At 67.0% G+C, this 16,984-nt stretch carries 21 protein-coding genes; 11 read left to right on the top strand and 10 right to left on the bottom strand.

Annotated features, from left to right (window positions below; genetic code table 11):
- Window positions 1–3: 3 nt before the first annotated feature.
- Window positions 4–303 (top strand): HNH endonuclease, encoded by a 300-nt coding sequence (locus JWS13_RS43735; protein WP_083395875.1) that lies wholly within the window; start codon window positions 4–6, stop codon window positions 301–303.
- A 14-nt stretch (window positions 304–317) separates the two neighbouring features.
- On the opposite strand, the gene upp is transcribed toward JWS13_RS43735, so the two are convergent.
- The 4 genes from upp to JWS13_RS43715 all read right to left on the bottom strand — a co-directional run bounded on the left by upp (window position 318) and on the right by JWS13_RS43715 (window position 5,087).
- On the bottom strand, window positions 318–947 hold the full coding sequence (gene upp, locus JWS13_RS43730) for a uracil phosphoribosyltransferase (protein ID WP_072943378.1): 630 nt from the start codon (window positions 945–947) through the stop codon (window positions 318–320).
- Window positions 948–967: 20 nt separating this feature from the next.
- Window positions 968–2,233 carry a URC4/urg3 family protein gene (locus tag JWS13_RS43725; protein WP_206011290.1) on the bottom strand — a complete coding sequence of 422 codons (1,266 nt, stop codon included), beginning with the start codon at window positions 2,231–2,233 and terminating at the stop codon, window positions 968–970.
- The gene (locus JWS13_RS43720) at window positions 2,230–3,501 is read right to left on the bottom strand and encodes a GTP cyclohydrolase II (protein WP_206011289.1); all 1,272 of its coding nucleotides are present in this window, start codon (window positions 3,499–3,501) and stop codon (window positions 2,230–2,232) included. The genes JWS13_RS43725 and JWS13_RS43720 overlap by 4 nt, the downstream gene beginning before the upstream one ends.
- A 221-nt stretch (window positions 3,502–3,722) precedes the next feature.
- On the bottom strand, window positions 3,723–5,087 hold the full coding sequence (locus tag JWS13_RS43715; RefSeq protein WP_206011288.1) for a cytochrome P450: 1,365 nt from the start codon (window positions 5,085–5,087) through the stop codon (window positions 3,723–3,725).
- A 174-nt stretch (window positions 5,088–5,261) separates the two neighbouring features.
- Here JWS13_RS43715 and JWS13_RS43710 point away from each other — a divergent pair, with 174 nt between their 5' ends.
- Window positions 5,262–6,647 carry a DUF2252 domain-containing protein gene (locus JWS13_RS43710; protein WP_206011287.1) on the top strand — a complete coding sequence of 462 codons (1,386 nt, stop codon included), beginning with the start codon at window positions 5,262–5,264 and terminating at the stop codon, window positions 6,645–6,647.
- A 148-nt stretch (window positions 6,648–6,795) separates the two neighbouring features.
- Here the strand turns inward: JWS13_RS43710 and JWS13_RS43705 are convergent, their stop codons facing one another.
- Window positions 6,796–7,173 (bottom strand): putative antibiotic biosynthesis monooxygenase, encoded by a 378-nt coding sequence (locus tag JWS13_RS43705; RefSeq protein WP_206011286.1) that lies wholly within the window; start codon window positions 7,171–7,173, stop codon window positions 6,796–6,798.
- Window positions 7,174–7,280: 107 nt separating this feature from the next.
- On the opposite strand from JWS13_RS43705, the gene JWS13_RS43700 reads away from it, so the two are divergent.
- From JWS13_RS43700 to JWS13_RS43690, 3 genes are all read left to right on the top strand, one after another.
- On the top strand, window positions 7,281–7,880 hold the full coding sequence (locus JWS13_RS43700) for a TetR/AcrR family transcriptional regulator (protein ID WP_206011285.1): 600 nt from the start codon (window positions 7,281–7,283) through the stop codon (window positions 7,878–7,880).
- A 45-nt stretch (window positions 7,881–7,925) separates the two neighbouring features.
- Window positions 7,926–9,023 carry a calcium:cation antiporter gene (locus JWS13_RS43695; protein WP_206011284.1) on the top strand — a complete coding sequence of 366 codons (1,098 nt, stop codon included), beginning with the start codon at window positions 7,926–7,928 and terminating at the stop codon, window positions 9,021–9,023.
- 78 nt (window positions 9,024–9,101) lie between these two features.
- Window positions 9,102–9,632, top strand: coding sequence for a hypothetical protein (locus JWS13_RS43690; protein ID WP_206011283.1), 531 nt, complete (start codon window positions 9,102–9,104; stop codon window positions 9,630–9,632).
- A gap of 39 nt (window positions 9,633–9,671) precedes the next feature.
- Here the strand turns inward: JWS13_RS43690 and JWS13_RS43685 are convergent, their stop codons facing one another.
- Complete coding sequence (locus JWS13_RS43685) at window positions 9,672–10,190, bottom strand: PadR family transcriptional regulator (protein ID WP_206011282.1); 519 nt, start codon at window positions 10,188–10,190, stop codon at window positions 9,672–9,674.
- A gap of 103 nt (window positions 10,191–10,293) precedes the next feature.
- Between JWS13_RS43685 and JWS13_RS43680 the strand changes: the two genes are divergently transcribed.
- Entirely contained in the window at window positions 10,294–10,776 is a 483-nt protein-coding gene (locus JWS13_RS43680; protein ID WP_206011281.1) for a DUF1707 SHOCT-like domain-containing protein, read from the top strand.
- Between the two features lie 35 nt (window positions 10,777–10,811).
- Here the strand turns inward: JWS13_RS43680 and JWS13_RS43675 are convergent, their stop codons facing one another.
- The 4 genes from JWS13_RS43675 to JWS13_RS43660 are packed head-to-tail and all read right to left on the bottom strand — an operon-like array spanning window position 10,812 to window position 14,012.
- Window positions 10,812–11,522 (bottom strand): tyrosine-protein phosphatase, encoded by a 711-nt coding sequence (locus JWS13_RS43675; RefSeq protein ID WP_124393741.1) that lies wholly within the window; start codon window positions 11,520–11,522, stop codon window positions 10,812–10,814.
- Window positions 11,519–12,337, bottom strand: a complete 819-nt coding sequence (phnE, locus tag JWS13_RS43670) for a phosphonate ABC transporter, permease protein PhnE (protein ID WP_206011280.1) — start codon at window positions 12,335–12,337, stop codon at window positions 11,519–11,521. The genes JWS13_RS43675 and phnE overlap by 4 nt, the downstream gene beginning before the upstream one ends.
- Window positions 12,338–12,339: 2 nt before the next feature.
- A complete protein-coding gene (gene phnC / locus JWS13_RS43665) occupies window positions 12,340–13,128 on the bottom strand; it encodes a phosphonate ABC transporter ATP-binding protein (RefSeq protein WP_206011279.1) in 789 nt (262 codons plus the stop codon).
- Window positions 13,125–14,012: a phosphate/phosphite/phosphonate ABC transporter substrate-binding protein gene (locus JWS13_RS43660; protein ID WP_206011278.1), complete on the bottom strand. Its 888-nt coding sequence runs from the start codon at window positions 14,010–14,012 to the stop codon at window positions 13,125–13,127. Before JWS13_RS43660 ends, phnC begins: the two co-directional genes overlap by 4 nt.
- A gap of 165 nt (window positions 14,013–14,177) precedes the next feature.
- Between JWS13_RS43660 and JWS13_RS43655 the strand changes: the two genes are divergently transcribed.
- From JWS13_RS43655 to JWS13_RS43635, 5 genes are all read left to right on the top strand, one after another.
- Window positions 14,178–14,933, top strand: coding sequence for a GntR family transcriptional regulator (locus JWS13_RS43655; protein ID WP_206011277.1), 756 nt, complete (start codon window positions 14,178–14,180; stop codon window positions 14,931–14,933).
- 229 nt (window positions 14,934–15,162) lie between these two features.
- Complete coding sequence (locus JWS13_RS43650) at window positions 15,163–15,489, top strand: hypothetical protein (protein WP_179220202.1); 327 nt, start codon at window positions 15,163–15,165, stop codon at window positions 15,487–15,489.
- Between the two features lie 97 nt (window positions 15,490–15,586).
- Window positions 15,587–15,781, top strand: coding sequence for a hypothetical protein (locus tag JWS13_RS43645; protein WP_087557546.1), 195 nt, complete (start codon window positions 15,587–15,589; stop codon window positions 15,779–15,781).
- A gap of 5 nt (window positions 15,782–15,786) precedes the next feature.
- A complete protein-coding gene (locus tag JWS13_RS43640; RefSeq protein WP_124393735.1) occupies window positions 15,787–16,041 on the top strand; it encodes a hypothetical protein in 255 nt (84 codons plus the stop codon).
- A gap of 108 nt (window positions 16,042–16,149) precedes the next feature.
- A complete protein-coding gene (locus JWS13_RS43635) occupies window positions 16,150–16,872 on the top strand; it encodes a DUF3105 domain-containing protein (protein WP_206011276.1) in 723 nt (240 codons plus the stop codon).
- Window positions 16,873–16,984: the final 112 nt, after the last annotated feature.

Below are 16,984 nucleotides of genomic sequence, written 5' to 3'. Positions count from 1 at the left end.
CGGATGGACAGTGTCGAGCACGACCTCACCGACGAGCAGTGGAGTGCACTCACCGAGGCGTGGGGCGGCTGCGCGTATTGCGGTGCGACCGACAAGCCGCTGCAACGCGACTGCGTCCAGGCGCTGTCCCGCGGCGGGCGGTACACCCTCGACAACATCGCCCCGGCCTGCGGCTCCTGCAACGCCAGCAAATGCAACGACGAGGTCACCGGCTGGCTGCGGCGCAAGCGACTCGACGAGCGCGCCTTCCTGCTGCGTCACATCGAGATCAAAACAGCACTCGCGTTGCGGTTCCCTGCGTAACCACCGGCAACGTGCTATTTGGTGCCGAAGATGCGGTCGCCTGCGTCGCCGATGCCGGGCAGGATGTAGCCGTGCTCGTCGAGTTGGCGGTCGACGGCGGCGGTATAGATCGGCACATCGGGATGGGCCTTGTCCAGCGCGGCAACGCCTTCCGGACAGGTCAGCAGACAGACGAACTTGATGGATTTGGGACCGCACTCCTTCAGCCGCTCCACCGCCGCCACCGCGGAGTTGCCCGTCGCCAGTAGCGGATCGACCACGACCACGTCGCGCTCGTGCAGGTCGCCGGGCATCTTGAAGTAGTACTCGACCGCCACGAGGGTCTTGGGATCGCGGTACAGACCGATGTGGCCCACCCGCGCGCCCGGCACGATCGTCAGCATGCCGTCCAGGATGCCGGTCCCCGCGCGCAGGATGGAGACGAAGACCAGCTTCTTGCCGTCGATGACTCTGCCGGTCGTGACCTCGAGCGGCGTCTCGATCTCGACCTCCTGCATCGGGATGTCGCGCAGCACCTCATACGTCATGAGCGCGGAGATCTCGTTCGCCAGGCGCCGAAAGCTGTTGGTGGACGCATCCTTACGACGCATCATCGTGAGCTTGTGCTGTACCAGCGGGTGGTCGATCAGATGTACTGTCCCCATGTGTTCGTCCTCGTTTCGTTCTAGAAGACCGTGCCGTCGCTGACGACGGAGAGCGGAGGCAGTCCACCACGCGTGCGCTGTGCGAGCGCACGGCCCGCGGCCCAGGTGCCACCCTCCAGGACGCAGGCCAGCGGCATCTCCCGGGCATCCACGCCCAGGCGTTCGCGGACCAGGGGGGCCAGTTCGTCCAGCAGCGCGACCGTCAGGGCGCGCCACTCGACGACCAGTTCGTCGCCCGCCGCCCAGCTGCGCGCAGTCCAAGCCGGGTCGCGCAGGCGCAGGACGCCGGTGTCGAGCAGCAGGCCGCCGTTGCGGTATTCGGGCAGGCCCGTCAGCGCGTCCAGCCCCACCACCTGCACGCCGGCCAATTGGTAGGGCTCGAGAAGCGAATAGGTCAGCCACTGCGACAGTTTGTGGAACGGCACCCAGCCCCGTGTCAGACCCGGGCCGGCCACGGCCTCGTGAGGCCAGCAGTCGCCCAGCGGCTCGGTGCCGATGGCGTTGCCCGCCGGCCAGATGCCCGACAGCGACGTCAGAAGCTGCGACAGGATGTCGTGGGCTGCGACCGTCGAAGCGGCCGAACCCTGTGGATCGACCAGCAGGTCGAACAGACCACCCGGCCGGCCGTGCGGGCCGAAAACGTCGGGTTGCGCAGCGAGCGCGTCGCCCAACCGGCGCAGCAGCAGCACCCGACCATCGAGTCCCACCAACGGATTCGACGGACCCACCTGGAACGCCTCGGCCAGCAGGTCCGCGTCCAGGCCACGCAGTCCCGCCGCGTCGACCTGCAGCGGCTGCGTCGCGTCGCTCGAGAACAGTCCGCCCAGGAAGGCGTGCCAACTCGCGACGCCCAGACCCTCGGAACGGGTGAAGGGCTGCCCGCTCGCCGCCTCTCGGTACTGCCAGTCGGGACCGGCGCCGGCATCGAGCAGCACGCTGACGACGGCGAGGTCGATCATGGCGCGGGCGCGGCCCGGCGCGTCCAGCGCCGCCAGCCGTGCGTCCAACTCGGCCTTTCGATCGACTCCGCCGGCCTCGAAATGGCGCCACCGGCTGTGGTACGGAATCTTCAGGTCCGGATAGCGGGCACGCGTGACGTCGACGACCTCGTCCGCGGCAGTCGGCAGTGCGTCGTCGTCCACGCCGAACCAGTGTGAACCGCCCTCGCGCGCGCGACGCAGCAGGAGTTGCGCGCGTTCCCGCACGGCGGACGTGGTGCGCAGGGCCGCGGCCGCCCCCTCGGCCCGCCCGACGTCCAGGGCGGGACCGACGCCGGTCAGGCTCATTCGTCCAACTCCCGACCCTTGGCCTTCGCCAATTCTTCGGCGTCCGGCACCGCGCCCGGGGTGAAGTAGCCGGCCGCCATCTTCGCGTCGATCTCCACGCGCGCGTCGGCCGGAATCAGATCCGCGGGGAGGTCCACCCGCTCCCCGACCTCGATGCCCGAGCCGGTGATGGCGTCGTACTTCATGTTGCTCATGGAGACCAGGCGGTGGATCTTTCTGACGCCGAGCCAGTGCAGCACGTCGGGCATCATTTCCTGGAACCGCATGTCCTGCACGCCTGCCACGCATTCGGTGCGGGCGAAGTACTGATCGGCCGTGTCGCCGCCCACCTGGCGCTTGCGGGCGTTGTAGACCAGGAACTTGGTCACCTCGCCCAGCGCGCGGCCCTCTTTGCGAGAGTAAGACACCAGCCCGACACCGCCACGCTGCGCACCCCGGATGCATTCCTCGATGGCATGTGTCAGGTACGGACGGCACGTACAGATGTCGGAGCCGAACACGTCCGAACCGTTGCACTCGTCGTGCACCCGTGCGGTCAGCTCCACCCCGGGATCGGCGAGGTCTCGCGCGTCACCGAAGATGTACACGGTCTGCCCGCCGATCGGGGGCAGGAACACCTCGAGGTCCGAGCGCGTCACCAGCTCCGGGTACATGCCGCCGGTCTCCTCGAACAGCACGCGGCGCAGATCCGTCTCGCTGCAGTGGAACCGCTCCGCCACACCCGGCAGATGCCAGACGGGCTCGATCGCCGCCTTGGTGACCAGCGCAGCACCGCTGGGCAGCAGGAAGCGGCCGTCCGGGTGGAGGCGACCCTTCTGGATGGCCTCCATGATCTCCGGCAGGATCACGTGCGCCTTGGTCACGGCGATGCTGGGCCGGATGTCGTGGCCGGCCGCCAGCTCGGCCGCGAAGACCTCGGCGACCGTGGCGCCCCAAGGGTCCAGGCTCACGATCTTGCCGGGCTCGCTCCACTGCGGATACGGACCGATGGCAATGGTGGGCGCGGTGTTGGTGAGGTCGGCCTTGTGCTGGCGCGACAGCGCACCCGACGCGACCGCCAGCGCCCGGTAGATGCTGTACGAGCCGCTGTGCGTGCCGATCACGTTGCGGTGGGCGCGATTGGTGGTGGTGCCGACCACCGGACCGCGCTCGGACGCCGTGGGTGCGCCCCAGTGGACCGGAATGGCCCCGACACCGCCGCTGTGGGACGTCAATCGGATGTGGCCTGCGGGGTTCTCGGGCGTCGCGGCAACGGGTTCAGCGGACATGACATTCCTCCGTCAAGGAAGGCCCGGCGGCACGGCATGCCTCCGGAACGTGTCTCCGGCGCCGGATGCTGCCTGCCACCGGAAACCGAAGCATAACCACCTTTCAGCCACAATGTCGTGCGGCGAAGACAGCGGTCTTTTCGGCACAGCGGCAGCGCGGTCGAACCTGATCGCGCGACCCGGCCCTGTGGCGACCGCGAGATAATTCACAGCGACCCCACCTACCGAGGGGTGAGCATCATCGGCACACCGTTGCGCGGCCGCAAGGCGATGTCGTAATGGGGCTCGAGCACATAGCCGGACGCGATCTCGCGGTCGAAGCGTTGGGCGACGGTTGCGACAACGACCTGCTGCTCCAGCAAAGAGAGGTTCGCACCGATGCACAGTCGCCGGCCGAGGCCGAAGGGATAGTAGGCCTCGTTCGGACGCTCGGTGGAGTGGTCTGCACCGAATCGCGTGGGGTCGAATTCCTCTGGGTCAGGCCAATGGGCGGTCAGGCGGTGAGTGACATACGGACTGATGATGAGTGCAGCATCCGGTGGCAGGTTGTACGGGCCGAGCTGGTCGCGGTCGTAGGACGTGCGGAAGAACGTCGGAAATGGTGGATACAGCCGAAGGGATTCGCTGATCACCTGGCGCGTGTAAACCAGCCGTGGCAGATCCTGCAACGACGGAACACGACCGCCGAGCACGAAGTCCAACTCGGTCTGCAATCGCGCATCCGCGTCGGGGTGCTGGGACAGCAGGTACCAGGTCCAACCGAGCGCTGCGGCGGTCGACTCGTACCCCGCCATGAGGATGCTCATCACCTCGTCGCGCACCTGTCGGTCGTCCATAGCCGCTTGGGTGCCTTCATCATCGTGGGCGAGCAGCAACATCGACAGCAGATCCCCGCGGTCGGCCGGGTCTTTGCGGCGCTCGGCGATGATCCTCTCGACGACCTCGTCGACGACGGACAATGCGGCAATGAAGCGCCGGTGACCGGGCCTCGGTATGCGCATCGGGAGGAAGAAACTGAAGACCAGCTTCTCGGAATGGTGAAAGATGACATCGGACGCGGCACGGAGCTTTGCGATCTCGCTGTAGTCGATGCTCGTGCCGAACAATGTCCGCAAGACGATCTCGATGTTGATCGGCACCATTTCCTCGAGCATGTCCACCGGCGTCTTTCGGACGATCCGATCGTTCCAGCGTACCGTCGCCGCTTCGACGACGTCGGTCATGACCCCGATCATCGCGGTCAAACGCGGCCTGTGGAAGGCCGGAGACATCAAGCGCCGCTGCCGTTGCCACAGCTGCCCGTCGCTGCCGAATATCCCGTCGCCGATGATCAGTTTGATCCCGCGGAGGATTGGGCCCTTCCAATAGTTGGCATGATTGTCGACGAGGATGTGCCGGACATGTGCAGGATCACTGACGAGGTACACCGTGGCAGGGCCCAACCTCATTCGGACCAATCCGCCGTAGTCGCGCGCAGCGCCGACCAGGTAGCCGAACGGGTCGCGCGCGAGCATTGGAATGACGCCGACGAGCGGTAAGCCTCGAGGGCCTGGGATTTCACGCTCCGCGGAGAAGTGAGCCGCCATCTGCAACCTCGCTGACATCGCGGTGGCCGATCGGACGCGTCTGCTGGTTCTACTCTAAGACCGCGCGACGCACTCGATAAGGGTGCAGAGGTCCTCGCCGACGCGCACGCCCGCGCCGACGCATCCGCGATGCACGGTGGTACCCGCGCAAATGCCTCCGATAGTGTCGCCGTGGTGACGAAGAATCGAGCGCGCGCCGTGGACCTGCGAACCCAGGACGACGCGGACGACGTCTTCGCGCGTGGGGACGCGTTGCAGGCAACCGTGCCGTCCCGTGCACACGATCACGCCGCGACCGGCGCCGACAGACCGGATGTGCTCGACTTCGTCGAGGCCGATAACGAGGGCAGGCTGGCGAATCTCGTCCCGCTGCGGATCGGTCGGATGATCGCCTCGCCGTTCGCCTTCTTCCGCGGCGCCGCCGGCCTGATGGCCGCCGACCTCTCCGCTACTCCGGTCACCGGATTGACAGCGCAGCTGTGCGGTGACGCGCATGCGGCGAACTTCGGCCTGTACGGGACGCCGGACGGTCAAATTGTCATGGACATAAATGATTTCGACGAGACCATCCCCGGTCCGTGGGAATGGGATCTCAAACGCCTCGCCGCCAGCCTGGTCCTCGCCGGACGCGAAGGCGGAGTGTCCGAGAGCGGGTGCGTCGAGGCCGCCGAAGACGCCGTCAAGTCGTATCGGCGCACCATCCGCGAACTCGCCGAACTTCCGTTCCTCCAGTCCTGGAATGCGCTGCCGGACAAGTCGGTGCTCGCGCGGGCGAAGGCCGACGCCCTGCTCGACGACTTCGACAAGGCCGCACAGAAGGCGCGACGCAACACCAGCGAGAAGGTGGCGGCGAAATGGACCGCCCACATCGAGAACCACGAGACCGGGATCCGCAGCCGACGGTTCATCGACGATCCGCCGATTCTCACCCACGTGGATCGCGCGACCGCCGATGCGGTGACCGACGGGCTCGAACGCTATGTCGAGTCACTTCGGGAGTCTCGACGAAATCTGATCACCCGATTCGCCGTGTCCGACGTCGCCTTCCGGATCGTCGGAACCGGCAGCGTGGGTCTGCGCAGCTATATCGCCCTACTGCACGGCAATCGGGACGAGGTGCTCGTTCTTCAACTGAAACAGGCCCGGCCGTCCGCACTGGCGGCATACCTGCCGGTCGACGAACCGAAGCACGAGGGCAAGCGGATCGTGCACGGCGCCCGGCTGGTGCAAGCGGAGTCGGACATCCTCCTGGGCTGGACGACGATCGACGGCCTCCCCTACATCGTGCGGCAGTTCCGAAACCTCAAAGGCGACATCGATCCGACCGGTCTGGAACGGGACCATCTCGACGACTACGGCCGACTGGCCGGTGCCCTGCTCGCGCGTGCACACACCCGCTCCCTCGATCCGCGGGCGCTCGCCGGATACTTTGCCGGCGACACTGAACTCGACGAGGCGATCGGACGGTATGCCGTCCGCTACGCCGATCAGACCGAAGCCGACTACGCAGAACTGGTGGCCGCCGTGAAATCGGGGCGGATCGCCGCCGAGCCGGCCTGATCCGGCACTGGTAGCTGGATCGTCGTGGGCCGAGACAGGTCGCCACTCCGCCGAGATACGACGCGCGGTTGCGCCTCGTATCCACCCGAGCCGAACTGCCTCGGATTCGTGAGTGTGAGTGGCGACCTGTTTCGTCGCAAGCAGAAACCTACCTCGCCCCACCGACACGAATCTCCCGGCCGGGCTCTGCAGCGGCGGACCGCCGCCGCCAGTTCAACCACCGGAGGGACAGGGCCAGAACTCGCGGCACGACGAGATACACCGCGGTGGGAACGACGACACCGGTCAGCGACAAGGCCCTGAGCCAGGTCGGCCAGGTGGCGGTAACCGGGCCCGACAGCGTCATGACGGTCATGCCCAGCGTGACGAGCGGGAAGATCGAGACCCAGGTGACGGCAACCCGCAGGTGAATGGACGGCACCGGCACGACGCCCGGGGCAGCCCGTCCCGTCCGTGTGCGGTGACTCCTCGTTGCCGCCGGGGCTAGTTGCTCCAGCACTGCGGACGCGAGAGCGAGAGATTCCATCCTGAGGGTGACCCTTCCAAATTCCAACTATTCAGTTGCACTTGGAGTGTAAGGCGTGGAAGAGCAACTTGCAACCAAACAGTTGGAGTTTGTCCTAGGATGCACCGGTGGCGTGGGATATCGAACGAACCAAGAGACTTCTGCTCGACGCCGGCGCCGAGGAGTTCAGTGCGTTCGGGCTGGCCGGGGGCCGAGTCGACCGGATCGCCGCGAAAGCAGGAGTGAACAAAGAGCGCATCTATCAGTATTTCGGCAAGAAGGAGGCGTTCTTCAGCGCCGCCGTCGAGAGTGAACTGACGGCGTCACTAGCCGCCGTCGAACTGTCGGGAGACGGAGTGTCCGCCGTCGCCGACTACGCCGGCCGTCGATTCGACTACCAACGCACGCACCCGGCCTTCACCCGGCTGCTGTTCTGGGAAGGCCTCGAACTCGAGACACCGGTGGCCGAGGAAACCCGCAGGAAGCACGCGCAGACATTGGTCGCGGGGGCTCGGAAAGCCACCGGCCTGTCCGAGGCCGACGCGCAGGAACTTCTCATCACGGTGATCACCCTCGTCGATGGTTGGGTCACTCTCCAGACTGCGGACCGGCTGTTCTCGCCTCCTCCTTCGCGCCGCGACGACCGCGATTCACGAAGACGCGAATTCATCGTGATGACCGTCGACGCCGCCACCCGCGCGGCGATCGCCCGGACCGATCAGACCTGACCCGTTGCGGTGCACGGGAGCGGATCGAACTGGCAAGGTCTAGTCATGGCATTCGGGTGGCGGTCGGTCGCTACGGAGTGGCCGCTGGTGATACCGCCCGTCGCGGTTGCGGTGCTGGGCCTGACCTGGGGCCGCCACATCGGCACGGTCCTGGTGCTCGCCGTCGCCGTGGTTCTGGTCGGTGCGGTGCTCGCGGCCGTTCATCACGCCGAGGTGGTTGCACACAAGGTCGGTGAACCGTTCGGGTCGCTGATTCTCGCGGTCGCGGTCACCGTCATCGAGGTCGGACTGATCGTGACATTGATGATCTCGGGCGGCCCGGCGACTGCGTCGCTTGCCCGCGATACCGTATTCGCGGCGGTGATGATCACCGTCAACGGCATCGCCGGGTTGTCGCTGTTCGTCGGCGCACGAAAGTACGGGCTCGCACTGTTCAATGCGGAGGGCACCGGCGCAGCACTGGCGACGGTGGCATCACTCGCGACGTTGAGTCTGGTGCTCCCGACCTTCACGACGAGCCGGCCGGGTCCCGAATTCTCCTCGGCCCAATTGGCATTCGCGGCGGTGGCCTCGCTGGTGCTGTACGGGATGTTCGTCCTCACCCAGACCGGGCCGCACCGGCACTTCTTCCTGCCTGTCATCGCCGATGAACCGGAAACCCGCGACCGGAACTCCGCGCCCCCGACGGGCAGGATGGCCGGGATGAGCCTCGCCCTGCTGGTGGTGGCACTGTGCGCAGTCGTGGGATTGGCGAAGGTGGAATCACCCGCGATCGAAGATGCGGTCGAGGATGCCGGATTGCCGCAATCCATCGTCGGTGTGGTCATCGCCTTGCTCGTGCTACTGCCGGAGACCCTCGCCGCGGTGCGGGCAGCGCAGCGAAACCGGATCCAGATCAGTTTGAACCTGGCCTTCGGATCGGCGATGGCCAGCATCGGCTTGACCATCCCCGCCATCGCCGTCGCGTCCATCTGGCTGGACGGGCCGCTTCTGCTCGGCCTCGGTCCGACCCAGGTCGTGTTGCTCGCGATCACCGTGGTTGTCGGCATGCTGACGGTGGTCCCCGGCCGCGCCACCCGACTCCAGGGCGGCGTCCACCTGGTGCTGTTGGCCGCGTACGTGTTTCTCTCCGTCAACCCCTGACCACGGTCCGCCACCTCGCCGCCCGTGGAGACGTCACCAGCGCGCCCGCCGGATTCACGTTCGGGTAAGTTTCCGCGCATGAGAACCGCATCGTGGGTCAGCGCGGCGACTGCGGTGCTGCTCGGCGCCACCGCTGCCGCAGCGTGGAGAAAAGCGAATCTTGCCGATCAGGCCAGGCGCGAAGCGGAGGCCGCACTGGATGCGGTGCTAGAGCAACTCGAAGCGATGACCCGGATCGCCCAAGCCGCGCAGCAGGCGCTCCCGCGACCGCTGGAAGTCGAATTCGACGTCCAGCGCATCCGTGGACCCGTCGACCGATTCCGGCTCCACAACGTCGGAACGGGAATCGCCACCAACCTGCGGTTCGTCGTCGATCCCGCCGAGGAGCAGAATCGGCGGGTCCCGACGCCGCAGTGGCTGACCGACGACGCTGTGACGCTGCTGCCGAAGGAGTGGGCCGATTTCTCCGCGAGCGCGCTGTCTCCCGTCGCCGGCTCCTGGCGAATCGTGTTTCCGACCTTTGTCACCGTGATCCACGACGAGGCCGGGACCCCGCGACGCGTCGACCTGCCGACGGCCGTCGCCTCCGAGGACGGAGTGATCGGCTGACTGCCCGACGCCGGCACCCGGCGAGACGCGGCGGAACGTTCACCGCCCCAGCCGGTCCTCGACCAGGTCGAACCAATCGAGCACTGCGCGCTCGTACACGATCCCGAAGTCGAGGGTGGCCATCGCGTATCGGTTGGATCCGTGCACGGCGGCGTCACGCTCGTACTCGGCGAGCTGCTTCTCGTGGGCCGCGCGGTGCGAGTCCAGCATCGCGGCCAATCGCTCGGGCGGAAGGTGCGCGCCGAACGCAACCGTGAGAAGTAGCGGGTAGCGAATGTTCTCCTGGCCGGGTTCTCGCTCGATCCATTCCGCGAACGCCCGGCGACCCTCGTCGGTGAGCGTGTAGGGCTTGCGCTCGCGGGCTCCGCGCTCCCCTGCCTCGATCAATCCGGCCCGCTCCATCGCCGCGAGTTCCCGGTAGACCTGGCTGGTCGTGATCGACCAGAACTTGCCGATGCGTTCCTGCGCGGTCACCACCAGATCCCACCCGGTCTTGGAACCCTCGTGCAGGAACCCGAGGAGCGACGCCGCAGTGGCGTTGAGGGGGCGTTCGTCCATCTCGCGGTCCTTCGCTCGATCGGGGGTTGACATTCCACTGTGGCATATCGATCATAGTGGTAGCGACATTCCACAGTGGAACGTCATCGCCGAGGAGGGTCCGATGCAGTACGCGGACAACATCCGGATATCCGATTCCGAACGTGAACAGGTCGTCGGTGAACTCGGGCGGCACCTCACCGCCGGGCGACTGACCATCGGGGAGTTCGACCAACGGGTGGCAGAGGTCTATCGGTCCACCACCCGGCAGCAGGCGCATCAGGTGTTGCGCGACCTTCCGTCCGCAGCCTCAGCGGTTGCCGCCGCCCCGGTCGCGACACCACCCACCCGTCCGGTGCGTCGCCGCATCCCGGGTCACCAGCAGATCGAGTGGCTCGCCTGGGCCGCCGCGGGCGGACTCAACATCGCGATCTGGGGCATCATCTCGCTCGCTACCGGCGTGATGATCTACTTCTGGCCGGTGTGGGTGATAGGCCCGTGGGGGTTGGTGCTGCTGGGCAGGACGCTGCTCGGCCGCGAGAGCGGGTGCAGCAAATTGACCGACACTCTGCGCGACGACCGGATGAGACCCGTCGCGAGTCGCTGACCATGCCGGCACCCGTCCCTCCCGGCCGAACTGCGTCACCCGGTGAAACGCGTGGTCCAGAGTCGGATCGTCTCCTCGGTGGCACCGCGCTCCCGCAGCCACGCGTGGACTCCACCCGGGTGAGCGTCCCAGCGGGCGAGGACACCCTCGATTGCCTCGGGGACGGCACCGCGCAGATCGCGGTCGTTGGGATGTGTCTGACCGAGTTCGGGGGCGAAGCGGGTAATGCGCGCCAGGACGGCACCCATGTGTTCATTGGTCGACTCGTAGTCGGCGACGATGTGCTCTGGCTCGACTCCGGCGGTTCGCAACAGCAAGGCCACGGCGACCCCGGTGCGGTCCTTGCCCGCCGCGCAGTGCAAAAGGACCGGGCCGGGCGCGGTGGCCGCCACCTGGAGGATGTCCACGAGCCGCTGCCCCGCATTCGCGAGGATGCCCTGGTAGATGTCGGCGAGCCGAGACCCCTGATTCGGTGCGGTGACCTCCGCGTCGGACAGCAGGGAGATCAGGTGCACCACCGTCTCGTCCGACCGCAGCGGGTGCTCCCTGGTCGCGAACTCGCGGGGGCTGCGGAGATCGATGACGGTGCGGGCAGGCCACTCGTCGACCGCGGTAGGGCGGGCGTCGCCCGGCGCGGGCAGTGCGCTGCGGTACAGCACACCGCTGCGCGTCCGGCCGCCCTCGGCAACGGGAAGTCCACCGAGGTCACGCAGGTTGGGAAGAACGTCGAGGTCGGTCACTGTCATATGAGCTTCTTTCTGAGGTAGGCGGCGGCGCGGTCCAGAGCGACCACGACCACCAGGACAACAAGGACGATTGTGAGGACGTTGCCGTACTCGAAGAGCCGGAGTTGCTGGGTCAATTCCATGCCGATGCCGCCGGCGCCGACGATGCCGAGAAGCGACGCGGCCCGCACGTTCCCGTCGAGCACGAGCAGGGTGTAGCTGGCCACGGTCGGCACACTCTGCGGCAGCAGCACCCAGCTGATCCGCTGCGACCGAGTGGCGCCGGCGGCGGCAGCCGACTCCCATGCCCGCATGTCCATGGTCTCGAAGATATCGGCGAACAGCCGCGCCATTCCCGCCGCGGATCCGATGACGATCGCCAATGTGCCCGCGAGTGGGCCCAACCCGACCGCGGAGACGAACAGCAGCGCCCACATCAGTTCCGGGATCGCGCGGGTGACGTTGATCGACGCCCGCGCCGCGTGGTGGAGCCAGGCCTGGTCGAACACCGACCGGGCCGCCAGCAACGCCCACGGCAGCGCGAGCAGGACGCCGATCGCGGTACCGATGACCGCAATGGCGAGGGTCTCGCCCATCAGCGAGACGGCGGTCGGCAGAACGGCGAGATCGGGCGGAAACATGCGGCCGACGAAGTCGGCGATATGGGGTAGGCCGTCGACGACGGCGGCCAGGGAGAACTCCGTGGTCTGCGCCGACCACAGGACGACGGCGAGCACGACCACCACCCCGGCGCCCGTCTGCCAGGAGGGCCGGCGCAGAGCCGCGAGATCGGCGGTCGAGGGCGTGCGCTCGGCAGGCTTCGTGTCGAGTGTCATGGTCACTGCACTCCTGCGAGGGGGCGGGCCGAATCGGCATACAGGAGATCGAGATCGGTGTCGGAAATAGAAGCGGTCGGCCGGTCGAACACCAACCGTCCCGCGCGCAGGCCCACGAGTCGGTCCGCGACGTGCCGCGCCAACTCGACGTCGTGGAGATTCAGCACAGCGGTGAGTCCCTCGACACGGGCCAATCGCACGATGTCGTCGACGACTCCGCGAGCCAGGACGGGGTCGAGGTTGGCGACAGGCTCGTCGGCCAGCAGCATGTCGGGCTGCTGCGCGAGCGCACGGGCGATCGCCACACGCTGACGCTGCCCACCCGAGAGCGCGTCGGCACGCTTGCGGAGTTGTTCCTCGAGACCGAGCCGGCAGACGGCCTCGACGGCAATCTCGCGGTCACGGCTCCGCACGAAATGCACGAGGCTCGGCAGGAGTGGCTGACAGGCGAGCCGCCCGATCAGGGCATTCGACAGCACCGTCGCCCGTTCGACGAGCTGAAACTCCTGAAACACCAACCCCACTCGCGCGTGCGCCCGCCGCCTGGCGCGGCCCCGCAACCCGCTGCGGTCGACACCGTCGTGCAGCACCCGGCCCGATGTCGGCGCCTCCAGCCCCGCAAGACAGCGCATGAGCGTCGACTTCCCCGCGCCACTGCGACCGAGCACCGCGACGATCTCGCCGGGCGCCACCCGCACCGACACCTCGTGCAGTGCCGTGGTGCCGTCGGGATATCGGTAACTCACCGCATCGGCTTGCACGCGGGGAATTCCGTTTCGTGTCGACGTCATTTCCGCGACAACTCCTCGAGATCCACCCCGAGTTCGGACGCCGCGTCACGGAAGATCGTGAAATCGCTGTCCTGCGCCTTCTCGAAGCTGGTTGCCCCGACCACTCCGAGTGCCGCCGCATTGTCTCCGTTCACGAATGCATCCACGATTCCCTGCGAGATGGCCGGGTCGAGATCCTTGCGTGCGATGACCACCAGCGAGACCGGGATGGGGTCGGACTCGGCGACGATCGTCTGCGCTGCTCCGTCGATGACGCCCTTGTCGACCATCGTCTGGTACGACGACCGGGCGTCGGCGGCGCAGTCGACCGAGCCCTGCTTCACGGCGAGTTCGGCGGTGTCGTGGCCACCGGCGTAGCTGCCCTCGATGTCGATCTCCGGATCGATCCCGGCCCGCTTCAGCAGGAGCTTGGGGATGTAGTTTCCGCTGGTCGATCCGGCGTCGACGAACGCGATCCTGCGCCCGCGAAGATCGTCGAGCGAGTCGATGCCACGGTCCGTGCGGCACACGAACACAGAACTGTAGGCCGCACCCTTCGCCACCACGAGCGGCTCGACACCGGCGACGGCCTCGGCGAGGGGCGTCGGGAAGGGGCTGAACGCAGCGACGTCGAGGAGCCCGGACCGCATGGCCTCGACGATCGACAGGTAGTCGCTCGTCGGCTTCACCTCGACCGACTTCCCCGTGCCCGCCGCGACCAGCGAGGTCACCGGCTCGAACTTCGCCTGGAGGTTCGCGTTGGCCTCCGCCGGTGGTAGCCCCACCTTCAGTACGTCGGGCGCGCCGTTTTCGGCGGAGGAGTCGCCGCAGGCGGCGACGCCACACAGGGTCACCGCGCAGGCGGCGGCGGCCAAGGTGCGGCGCAGGGTCGGGTTGATGCTCACGGGCGGGGCCTTTCCGAGATGTATCCGAAGTTGATGTCCGAATATTCATCTAGACAAGTAGCCTAAACCACCTCTTCGGGTGACCGCGAAGTGAATGCATCCTGAACTGGAAAGACGTGTCGATCACACCGCCCGCCCCAGGTCAAAGTCCTCTAGACTTATGAAATGCCGAGCAAAACGCCCACGGGTCGGGTGCCGCTCTACCGACAGGTGCAGGACGTCTTGCTGCAGCGACTCGACGGTGGCACGCTGCGGCCGGGAGACCGGTTGCCGCCCGAGACCGACCTCGCCGCCGAACTCCGCGTCAACCGGCTCACGGTCCGGCAGGCGATCGGCGAACTGACCAGGGCCGGGCGACTGGTCGCCAAGCAGGGGTCCGGCACGTTCGTCGCCCCGCCGCCCCGGCACTTCCCCATCGAACTCGCCGCCAGTTACATCAACGATGCCGACGGTCTCAGCGCGGCGTTCAGATCCGTGGGCCGCACACTGACCGAGTCACTCGTCTCGAGCGAGATCGTCCTCGGCGGTAGCGCACCGCAGGCAGAGGAGTATCTGCCGGGATGCCGGTTGCGCCGCGTCGACACGGTGCTCGCGGTCGACGGTGAGCCGTGGTTCGCGAGTTCGGTCTGGATGGACGACCGCCGGTTCGCCGACATCGACCGGCACCTGCGAGACGGTGTCCCGCTGTACACCGTGTGGCGCGACGTCTACGGCGTCCGGCTGAAGGCGGCGTGGCGTTCATTCGCCGCAGGCGCTGCGTCTCCGCAGGTAGCGGCACTGCTCGGGGTGCCGCCCGGTGCAGCGGTCCTTTTTCGCGACGGCCTGAATCTCGACGACGACGACGCACCCACCGTGTACATCCACCGCGCGTGTCGCAGCGACCGGGTGCGGTTCGTCGCGAACTACTCCGCGAAAGACTGACCGGGTATATCCGGAGCGTGGGGTGGGCGATCCCCGACGCTGTGACCAGGCCAAACATTCCCGGTCGCCGACCGGGAGCCGGCCGCGCGGACCAGAAATAGGTATACCCCCCGGTGATTCGGCCGATGTGTCACGTATCCCGAATGGGCCATGATGTGAGCTGTCTCACTCATAAGCACGGAGTCGCCTGATGGTCCGACGCCGCCACTGACGGAGGATGCCCGCACCGATGAACGCACAACCGATGACCTGCGGTGACTACGTCACGGCCACCTTCGCTCGCGACTTCGTCGCCGAGGGATTCGACCACGACACAGTCGAGCGCATCCACCGCGGACTGTTCGACGAGTGGACACACGCCCTCGCCCAGTCGGGCCTGTTCAGCAACGGAACAGTCGCGGCCACCCTGGACTCCTGGCAGGACGACCCGCATTCCCTCCTCAGCGCCCTGCTCGCCAACGCGGACGAGATCACTCTCAAGCGCTACGACCTCGTCTGGGAAGCCCTGGAACGAAGCGCCCACGCCGGGGCCGACGCCGTCGTCGAATACGCATGACCCGCCCGCCGGCGGCGGTGTCACCGCGAAGTCCACCTCGCCCGGGACCGACCCCTCCGCTGCACCGACCACACCACCCACACCGACGAACGAGACCATGAGCACCAACACATATCCCACCATCGAAACCATCCGCATCGGGCAGTACGGTCACGAATGCCGCTACTGCGGGCACGCCGTCGCGAAGGACGGCCCGGGCTACCGGCACACCACGACCGGTCAGTACCGCTGCGATCCCACCAGTCGAGCGCTGCAGGAAGCGCGACTGTCCGACAGCCTGGTTCGGAGCTGAGCACGATGAACACACAAGCGATGCAGTTGCTCCCGCCCCGTGACGGTCTCGCCGACTACCGCGACGCGGTCGATGCGCTGCGCGCCCTCGAAACCCAGGGCAGCCTTCGGGCCGATCCCCGCACAGCACTGCTGTTCGACAGCCTCACCGACGACCTCATCGAGGCCGCTCAAACGAACGGCTTGGGCGACACGATTTCACAGCGCGACATCTTCGCCATGATCGATTCCGCGATATCCCGCCCGCGCCCCTCGCTGTGAGCTAGTCGCACCGCGACTTCCCTTCGTCAGCAACACCTCACCCGTCTACTACGATCCTTCGTAGATGGGACGCACGGTCCGGGCGCCCGGTGAGACGAAGGATCGGCGATGACGAACGACCCCAGCGAGAGCCCGCAATCCCGATCGAAGCCGGGCGGCCTGCGGCGGCGTCTGCCTTGGCTGGTGGCTGCCGCGGTAGCGGTGGTGGGGGTTGTCGCCGTCAGTGCGTACGTGCTGACCTCCGGTTCCGACGACGCCGGCGAAGCCCACGACTTCGCACCCAGCGCGGACAACCCTGACCCGTCACTGGGAATCGAGGGGATCGTCACCGTCGACTATGGGCCCGCCGACCATGTGCAGGCGCCGCAACGGGTGGCCTACGACCAGAGTCCGCCGTTCGGTGGTGCACACGATCAGTACTGGGCTACGTGCACCGGAATTGTCTATCCCGATGCGATCCGCACCGAGAACGCCGTGCATTCCCTGGAGCACGGGGCGGTGTGGGTGACGTACGACCCGGATCGTCTGAGCGCCGACGACGTCACCGCGCTGGCTGCGCACGTCGACGGGGTGCCGTACACCCTGATGTCGCCGTACCCGGGTCTCGATTCGGCGGTGTCGCTGCAGTCGTGGGGTCACCAACTCCGACTCGACGATGTCCACGATCAGCGGATCGCCGACTTCCTCATGGCGTTGCGACAGAACCCGAACACCTACCCCGAGCCCGGAGCGACCTGCTCGACGGTGCGCGGCGGATTCGATCCCGCCGATCCGCCGCCGTTCGATCCCTCCGCACCGGGTGCGGACGCAGTTCCGATGGACGACAACTGACTCTGAAAATTCTTGCCGGGAATTTCGGCGAAAGTGTCGATATTGCGCTTGCCCATTCGACTCATTGGTAGAAGCACAATGAGGAGGTGAGAGCGATGTTGTCGGCACATCT

Source organism: Rhodococcus pseudokoreensis, from assembly GCF_017068395.1.
Taxonomy (GTDB): domain Bacteria; phylum Actinomycetota; class Actinomycetes; order Mycobacteriales; family Mycobacteriaceae; genus Rhodococcus_F; species Rhodococcus_F pseudokoreensis.
The sequence above is the reverse complement of the archived record's forward strand: the minus strand, read 5'-3'. Positions and strand labels throughout refer to the sequence as shown.